The sequence below is a fragment of the Prosthecobacter sp. genome (assembly GCF_029946185.1).
Taxonomy (GTDB): domain Bacteria; phylum Verrucomicrobiota; class Verrucomicrobiia; order Verrucomicrobiales; family Verrucomicrobiaceae; genus Prosthecobacter.
Genome location: NZ_JAQSEA010000135.1, coordinates 34643 through 42354 on the forward strand (window position 1 = coordinate 34643; position 7712 = coordinate 42354).

Below are 7712 nucleotides of genomic sequence, written 5' to 3' on the forward strand. Positions count from 1 at the left end.
CCACCTTCAGCGCCCATGCCGCCAGGACCACCGCCGGGTCCACCGAAGCCACCGCCACGGCGGCTGAATCCACCACGACTGCCACTAGGAAACCCACCACCGCCAGGGCGTGCGTCGTCGGCCGGCGTTGCAGGTGCTGCGCTGGTTGCTTCGGGAAGGGGGGGGGGCGGTGTTCCTGTGGCGGTGGGGGCAGGGACGGCTGGCGCAGACGCGGGCACTTCAGGTGCCGCCGTCGTCGTGGTCGTGGTCGTCGTGGTGGTCGACGGGACTACGGCAGTAGGTTCCGGGGCTGGCGGGACGATGCTCTGTCCGCGGACAACGGCGGAGAGGGCAAACAAAAACGTGGTGAGGACAGGAAGACAACGATGCATGCGAAATGGATGGGACGTGAGTGGCGGGTGGGTACTTCAGCGGAGGCGCGCTATTTGCCTCCGCCGTCTTCTTTTTGGATTTTTTCAAACATGGTCTTGATGGCGCTCCGGCGCTCTTCCTCTGGAGCGTTGCGAAATTTTTCATCGCTGAATTTTTCGCGCATGGCGTTACGGAATTTGTCCTTGGCCTTGTCGGAGAGGTTTTCGTATTTCTTCCGGTCCTCATCGCTGGGGCCTCGATTGCTGCGGTTGAGCCGGTCTCCGCCGGAGTCACTTCTCGGCCCTCGGTCGCCTCTGTCACTTTTCCCTTTCGTCAGGTCGCTCTTGTCCAGCGCGCTGTGCCGGATGCTGAAGGTTTCCCCGCCGATGGCTATTTTTGCCTGCGCACGCTCAATGTTGGTTGTGGGCAGTGCCTCCATCAGCTTCCAACCCTTCAGGTTGGGCTCTTCGGTCACGACCAGGGACTGCTTTTCGTTTTTGTCAAAAATGGTCACCACGGGTTTGCCATTGACGTAGGCCATGCCGGTAAGCACGAGGGAGTCCGAGATGCTGACGATGCGGGTGAACGGCGAGTTTTGAATGATCGCGCTCAGGGAGCTCGCATCAAAAGGCTGTGGCAGGTCGGGGTCCACCGGTCCGGCAGGAACTGCGGGCGCGACAGGTGCGGCCTCGGCCTCCTTCGGGGGGAGGAGTTCGTCACCGGGCAGTGGCAGCAGATCGGAGGTCGTGATCGCTGCGTCAGCAGGCGCAGCAGGCACCAGGGACTGGGCGCGCACGCTGAGTGCCGCGCTCAGCATGAGCAGAGTGGTGAAAAGAATTTTCATGGCTGGAATCCTGTTTCAGGTTTGAACCAGCGCGCCAGTACGAGGTTGCACAATGTCTGGGGTGTCTTTTCTTTAGCCTTGGTGTCGATCTCCAGCTCAAGCTGCTTGATGGCTTGAAACTTTTCCGGCGACTGCAGCGACGCCAGCCAGCCCAGCATCGTGGTTTGATCACCCCGCAGCCGCACTTCCACGGCCACTTCGCGATACACGGAGGCGTTCGACTTGCTGTCGGCGGCATCCGGCAGCAGTTGCTGCTTTTGCACCTGAAGCTGGTAGTCGAGTGCCACGTTTTGAATTTCTTCCAGCAGCTTGGCTTGGGCGGTGCCGAGGCTCTCAGTGGTGGGCATGTTCTGCTCCATCCACGCAGAACGCTTGTCCCAGAACTCGCGGTCATCCATCCAGTGCCCATTTTCCTTCTTCTCATTCTCCAGCGAAGTGATGCGTGCCAGCACCGCCGTGCGGCGGTCCAGAAACTGCTTCAGCATGATGAACGTCGCCATCAGCAGCAGGGCGCCTAGGCAGGCACCGAGCAGTTTCTTTTCACGTTGGGTCAGAGCGAGTGCCATGGAATTTGGGAAAAAGGGGGGGCGTTACGGCAGCTTGCCCTGGGCACGGAAGGAGGCCGTCGTACCTTTGACTTCCGGCCGGGGATTCGTCCATTCATAGCGGCTCAGGATGCGGTTCTTTTTGAAGTCCTCAATGAACTGAAACGCGAGCTGCGCATCCCGGGCTTCACCCCGGATGTCGATCTCCTTGCCCTTCACTTCAAATTTACGAATGACGATGCCGCTGCCCGGCATGATGCGGTTGATCTCGCTGAGCAAAAACAGCGGATACCGCTGCGGCTCGATGGCCGGTGCCAGGACTTTCCAGCGTTCATTGGCCTTGCGCACGGCCGCCGCCGGCTCGCTGGTCAGTTCCACTTCTTCGGCCAGCTGTGCCGCACGCTTTTCCTGAAAATGCAGATATGCAAAGCCGAGGAATGCCAGTGAGGCATACAGCATTCCACCCAGCACCAGCGCGCGGATGAGCTTGGAGCGCTGGGTGCTGCTGCTGATCGCCGCTCGCACTCCTGAGGGCAGCATCTTCGTCCAGTTCCGGGTTTCCAGAGCACCATTCGGCGGCAGATCCGCGAGCACGCGCACCGGCAGGTCCAAAATGGAGCTGAGTCGCGTGGTCAGCCCCTTGTCGAAATTCGCTCCTACCAACGCCACCCCGTCAATCGAGTCGGGTCCGAGTTCAGATTCCAAAGTCAGCCGTGCCAGGGTGATCTCCAGCGTCAGCGCCTCTTCAGCGCCCGGTGCTTTGGCAAAGATGTGGCTGTGGTACAGCTTCCCCTGATGACTGGCCGCGAGCACCAGATCACCCTGCTCTTCAATGATGACAATGTGGCCGGCGGGAAGCTGCGCCAGTCTGAGCGCGGCGGTGTAGTCACTGGCGTGCGAGGCGGCCAGCGCTTCGGGGAAGGGCTCCACCAGGATGTCCACACTGATGATGGCAAGTCCACCGTTCTGACCCAGCAGGTGCCAGCGGTAATTTCTGCCCACGGCGTCCTGCTCCAGCTTGAAGCCTCGGCGTTCGAGCTGGGTGGCAATGATCTGCTCCAGCAGTTCAGCGTCCGTCTGCGGCAGAATCAGCCCGATCGTGCGGCACGCGGAAGCAGGCAGGCCGATGAGCAGCGGTTGGCTCACATGACGCGCCTCAGACGGGCTCTCCACCGTCTCGGCACTTGAGGTCGCACGCGGCTTCCACACACGCCAGGTGGCATCAGGGGCGGGGAGGAGCAGGGTAGTGGCGGCGAGTGACATTCGTGGAGGGCTGGGTAGAACGCGCGATGACGTGGGAAGTTGCAGGATTGAATGACGATTATCGAATGTCGGGTGAAGCTCCTCTTGTCGAGTCGTATTACTCCTCGATCCTCCCGAGATAAGTCACTCCTCCTGTGGTCTGATCGCGCCGGGTGACGAGGATGATCTTGGACCGTTTCTGACCGACCCAGCCGATGCTGGTGATGCGGCGCAGCGTCGTGTCGCTGTCATTGACGATGCCGCTGACGGCGTTCAGTTTGTCTCCGCTCAGGCCGAGGATCTGGTAGGCTTCTGTCGCACGGATGCGGCGGTCGTCTTCTGTCCCCGGGACGCCATCTCCGCCATCGCGCTCGCTGATGAAGCGCTGCACATCGTTTTCTGAAGCGCCGGTAATGGCCAGCAGCACATCCTTGAAAACAGTGCGCAGGTCGATCTGGCCTTCGCCATAAATACTGAAGTAATTGCGCCAGTCGGGCTTTTTGCGGTCCACCGCATCCATGCCACGCACCAGAATCATTTCTTCCACGCGGATGAAGCCCTGATTGCGCGGCGCATCGAAGATGCCCAGGCTCTTGTAATACTCGGCCTCCGCACCGTTGGCGCGCTGAGTGCTGTCATTGTCCACCCAGTCAGCCAGTGAATCCGCCGCCACACCGGCGTCTTCCGCATTGAGCTGCCAGTAGATGAAGAGATTGTAGATCGCCTCGCGCAGCCGTTCATCCGTGATGTAGTTGATCGGCAGGCGCGCGCCTTCATAGTTGATGACCACATCAAAGCCGCTGTCCGGCCCCACCTTTTGCTTCATCACAATATCACCCCGCCGAGTGTTGGGATTCAGGCCGACGGCGATTCCGCTCTCTGCGAGACTCAAGGCGCGGAAATCATACGCCGCCTGTTTGGATTCTTCGGCGCTGTAAGTGATGTACTGCACCACTCCCATGACGGTGACAGACATGAGCAGAATGGCCCAAATCATCAGCATGAGGGCAGAACCCCGTTCCGAAGTGGAACGAGTGCTGCGAAAAGTTGCGCATGTGTGGGTCTTCATGGTCTGGCACCTCCTCCGCCACCACCAGGAGGCCCGCCACCTCCTCCGGGTCCACCACCACCGCCAGGTCCGCCGCCCCCTCCGGGTCCACCCCCCCCCCCAGCGCCGCGACCGCCCGGACCGCCCCCGCCGTGACCACCCTGGCCCCCACGTCCTCCGCCACCTCCCTGACCTCCCCCTTGACCCCCTTGACCGCCCCCTTGAGCATTGCTGCCCCCCTGCTGATTGTTGGCACTGCCCGTGTTCGCAGGAGTTTTGCCTGCAATCAACGTCAACACCGGCAGGCTGAAAACCATGCGCACCGGCAGGGTACGGTTCTTCATCACCAGTTGTCCTTCGATGAGGTCCGGCCATTCCGACTTGCTCCACTCTTCATACCACGTCTCTTCCTTCTCGACATAGAAGCGCCATTTAAACGACACCACATCCGGTAGCAGCGGCATCCAGTAGCGCCCCTCCGTGTCCGGCGCATAAATGCCAGTCGTGGACTGTTGAATGCCGGATTTCATGTCGCCGGTCTGTGGAATCAAATCTTCACGCGAGAGGCTCAGGTTGTTCAGCGGTTTTTCATTGTCGTCCACCACCACATCCGGGTACGGGCGCAGGCTCAGGATCGTGTCCTTCGAAGTGATGGGATTGCTGCCAAACGGAAAGCAGTCCGGCGAGCCCGTGATCGTCAGCTCCTGAATCACCGGCTCCGTGCCCTGCACCATTTTCAATGCCAGCGTCGCTGTGCTCGGCAGCGTGGCAAACGTACGCCTGCACAGCTCAATGTACCGGTTCATGGAATCGCTCTCACGCTGGATGTGCTCGATCTCCGCAGCTCCGCGCACCGAGCCGCGAATGATCGCAAACAGGGTCGCCGTGATCATGGAGAGGATCGTGATGCCGATCACCACCTCGATCAAAGTGAAGGCTGAACGCCGTCTAAGGCTGGGCGGGTTTGTAAACATAGACGTCCAGATTGTCCTCCTGCGGCACACCGTCGAAAGACGAGGTCGCGTGGATGTTGAGATTGTACATGTCACTCAAAATACCGCCGCGGGTGGTCTTCAATGACAGCGCCTCCGTGCTGCTCGTGTAGGTGATCCCATAGGTCGCGTCCACGATGGTGGTGCTCATCTTGGCCAGCGGCTTGTTCCGCAGCTCTTCGAAAACATTGCGCATGCCAATGCGGATGATCTGATCACGCTTCAGCAGATTCGCCGTCTCCAACGCCTGATTCAGCGCCTTCGCCAGCCCCAGCACCGCAATGGCAAAAATCGTCAGAGCCATCACCAGTTCAAAAAGAATGTAGCCCCGCGTAACCGGGCGATGGAATTTCGTTTTCATCGCAGATCGGCCGTTTCCTTCACAATATCGGCGGTCAGCGCCGCGAACTCGACGTCAAACGTCGAGGAGGGACCCTCCACATGAATCTTCAACGGCTGGCAGACGCCGCTGGGCTGGAACACCCACAGCTTCACCACATCCCCCTCAACCGTGGTCGGCTCGGCATCATACCAATGCTGAATCTGGTACTTCACCTCCTTGGGAAGCTCATAATTTTCTGACCAATGTTCATCGTACTTCGGCGGCGGCGGGGCCAGCGGCAGTTCGGAGGTCTTGCTGGAGCCAGCGCCATTATCCAGATCGCTTTTATCACCTTCCTCCATCGTGCTCACCACGGCTGGCTCTTCTTCGCCCGACTCCAGAAATTCGTTTAGCTCCGCCAGTTGCAGGTACGGATTAAAATAACGCGAGGCCGTGAACCCCGTGGCATGGAACGCCACCTGATAGGGCCGCTTCTCCTGCATCGCCCTCATCCGCGCCTCACGCGCCAGCTTCAGCAAAGCGGTCACCGGCTCGCGTGCCAGTCGTTCATCCTGGAATCCCTTCAGCATCGGTACCGTCGCCGCCGCCAAAACAGCGACGATGGTCAAAGCGATGACGATTTCGATGAGCGTAAACGCCCTTTTTGCTGAATCCGACACATGCCCGACGAAGATGTCCTGACGCTCGGTGAGTGAATCACTCGCGTCACGGCGTCTCTTCGTGCTTCGGCATGCCCCATTCATTTTGCGGCAGTTTTCTTCCAGTTGCCAAGATCGTCCTCGTCACCGTCAACGCCATTCGGGCCGGCGGTCCAGACGTCAAAAGGCTTCTTGGATTTCGTCGCAGGAAAACGGTACTTGTAGGGGACGCCCCAAGGATCTTTGGGCAGCTCTTCCATAAAAGCGCGGTAGTTTTCCGGAATGGGCTCCAAAGTGGGCTTTTCCACCAGCGCCATCAGACCCTGCTCAGTCGTCGGCATGCGCAGCGCACGGGATTCATAAGACTGCAGAGCCAGTCCAATCGCCTGCAAATCGCTGTCCACCCGCGTGTCCTTGGCGGAGTCGATCTGACCTTTAAGTAGGTAAATCGAGCCAGAGGCCAGAATGGCAATAATGGTCAGTGTGATCACGATTTCAATAAGCGTGAAGGCGGCGGCGGAGCGTGTCTGTGGGTGCGTTGTACGGATTTTCATGACGGGGCGATTGAACAGGATGTATGGAGAGATGAACAGGATGAAATGCGGTTGGTTTCGCCAAGTTTAGCCGCCACCACGAATACCGGTGACACTTTGGGCGATGGCGGCGACAATGGAGTAGGCGACAGTGCCGACCATGACGGCCATAATGATCAGAATGACGGGCGTGATCATCGACGTCATGCGTTTGATACGCTTGTCGAGTTCCTTGTCGTAACGGATGGCGCATTTTTCCATCGATTTCCCAAGCTGTCCGGTCTGTTCGCCCACAGCGATCATGTCTGCCAGCAGGAGCGGAAAGCTGCCGACCTTACGCAGGGTGTTGGAGAGAGGGGAGCCTTCCGAGACCTGGGTGGTGACCTTGGCCAGTAGGGCCTGGATGAAGACATTCGCAGAGATTTTGGAAACGAGACGGATGCTGTTCAGCAGCGGCACCCCGTTGGTGATCAGGTTGCCCAATGAATGGGCGAACTGAGCGTAAAAGCGCATGCTCATGATGGCACCGAAAAGCGGGAGCTTGAGCTTGGTCTCATCCCACCACATCCGGCCTGCTGGGCTGGAGATGTAGCCGCGGAAGGTCAGGACGCCCGCCGTGATGGCGGCGCCGATGGCCCACCACCACTGGCCCATGAATTGATTGAAGCTGATGAGCAACTGCGTGGCCGCCGGGAGCTTCTGGCCGTTTTTGCCCATCAAATCCATGATCTGCGGCACCATGAAGGTCATAAATACCACCATGAGCACCACGCACGCGCCGAGCAGGAATGCCGGGTAGATCATGGCCTGGGTGACTTTGGCCTGGAGGTCGGCCATGACGGCGAGGTTGTTGGCCAGACGACGCAGAATGCTGGGCAGCGAGCCGCTGACCTCACCGGCAGCGGCGAGATTGCAGTACAGGTCATCGAAACTAGGTGAAGCTTTTCGCAACGCTTTGGCCACTGAGGAACCTTCGCGCAGTTCATTGCGCATCGTGGTGGCGATGATGCGCAGGGCTCCCGATTCCTGCCGCTCCTGCATCACTCGAAACGCCTGGTCGATCTGCAGTCCGCCATCCAGCAGATCTGCGACTTCTTCCGTAAACAGGATGAGCTGGGCGCGCTTGAGCTTCACCGGGCCTCCGGCTGCAGCGGCGATTTTCGCTTTGGCTGCATC

At 59.5% G+C, this 7712-nt stretch carries 10 protein-coding genes; all 10 read right to left on the reverse strand.

Annotated elements, in window-relative coordinates:
- Positions 1–371: hypothetical protein (locus PSV43_RS11165; RefSeq protein ID WP_300196767.1), on the reverse strand; the 371-nt coding region annotated here is incomplete at its 3' end.
- A gap of 50 nt (positions 372–421) precedes the next feature.
- Positions 422–1195 (reverse strand): hypothetical protein, encoded by a 774-nt coding sequence (locus PSV43_RS11170; RefSeq protein ID WP_300196769.1) that lies wholly within the window; start codon positions 1193–1195, stop codon positions 422–424.
- Positions 1192–1761, reverse strand: a complete 570-nt coding sequence (locus tag PSV43_RS11175) for a GspMb/PilO family protein (protein ID WP_300196771.1) — start codon at positions 1759–1761, stop codon at positions 1192–1194. Before PSV43_RS11175 ends, PSV43_RS11170 begins: the two co-directional genes overlap by 4 nt.
- 24 nt (positions 1762–1785) lie before the next feature.
- Positions 1786–3003: a hypothetical protein gene (locus tag PSV43_RS11180; protein WP_300196773.1), complete on the reverse strand. Its 1218-nt coding sequence runs from the start codon at positions 3001–3003 to the stop codon at positions 1786–1788.
- Between the two features lie 97 nt (positions 3004–3100).
- Positions 3101–3958, reverse strand: coding sequence for a type II secretion system protein GspK (locus PSV43_RS11185; protein WP_300196775.1), 858 nt, complete (start codon positions 3956–3958; stop codon positions 3101–3103).
- An 89-nt stretch (positions 3959–4047) separates the two neighbouring features.
- Positions 4048–5004: a type II secretion system protein gene (locus PSV43_RS11190; RefSeq protein ID WP_300196777.1), complete on the reverse strand. Its 957-nt coding sequence runs from the start codon at positions 5002–5004 to the stop codon at positions 4048–4050.
- Positions 4979–5383 carry a hypothetical protein gene (locus tag PSV43_RS11195; RefSeq protein ID WP_300196779.1) on the reverse strand — a complete coding sequence of 135 codons (405 nt, stop codon included), beginning with the start codon at positions 5381–5383 and terminating at the stop codon, positions 4979–4981. The genes PSV43_RS11190 and PSV43_RS11195 overlap by 26 nt, the downstream gene beginning before the upstream one ends.
- A complete protein-coding gene (locus PSV43_RS11200; protein WP_300196781.1) occupies positions 5380–6108 on the reverse strand; it encodes a type II secretion system protein in 729 nt (242 codons plus the stop codon). The genes PSV43_RS11195 and PSV43_RS11200 overlap by 4 nt, the downstream gene beginning before the upstream one ends.
- Positions 6105–6557: a type II secretion system major pseudopilin GspG gene (gene gspG / locus PSV43_RS11205; protein WP_300196782.1), complete on the reverse strand. Its 453-nt coding sequence runs from the start codon at positions 6555–6557 to the stop codon at positions 6105–6107. The genes PSV43_RS11200 and gspG overlap by 4 nt, the downstream gene beginning before the upstream one ends.
- A 66-nt stretch (positions 6558–6623) precedes the next feature.
- On the reverse strand, positions 6624–7712 hold a 1089-nt coding region (locus tag PSV43_RS11210; protein ID WP_300196784.1), incomplete at its 5' end, for a type II secretion system F family protein.

Coding starts and splice junctions, on each gene's coding strand:
- PSV43_RS11200 (WP_300196781.1), bottom strand. CDS start 6,108: ATGAATGGGGCATGCCGAAGCACGAAGAGACGCCGTGACGCGAGTGAT.
- PSV43_RS11185 (WP_300196775.1), bottom strand. CDS start 3,958: ATGTCTGTCACCGTCATGGGAGTGGTGCAGTACATCACTTACAGCGCC.
- PSV43_RS11180 (WP_300196773.1), bottom strand. CDS start 3,003: ATGTCACTCGCCGCCACTACCCTGCTCCTCCCCGCCCCTGATGCCACC.
- gspG (WP_300196782.1), bottom strand. CDS start 6,557: ATGAAAATCCGTACAACGCACCCACAGACACGCTCCGCCGCCGCCTTC.
- PSV43_RS11190 (WP_300196777.1), bottom strand. CDS start 5,004: ATGTTTACAAACCCGCCCAGCCTTAGACGGCGTTCAGCCTTCACTTTG.
- PSV43_RS11175 (WP_300196771.1), bottom strand. CDS start 1,761: ATGGCACTCGCTCTGACCCAACGTGAAAAGAAACTGCTCGGTGCCTGC.
- PSV43_RS11170 (WP_300196769.1), bottom strand. CDS start 1,195: ATGAAAATTCTTTTCACCACTCTGCTCATGCTGAGCGCGGCACTCAGC.
- PSV43_RS11195 (WP_300196779.1), bottom strand. CDS start 5,383: ATGAAAACGAAATTCCATCGCCCGGTTACGCGGGGCTACATTCTTTTT.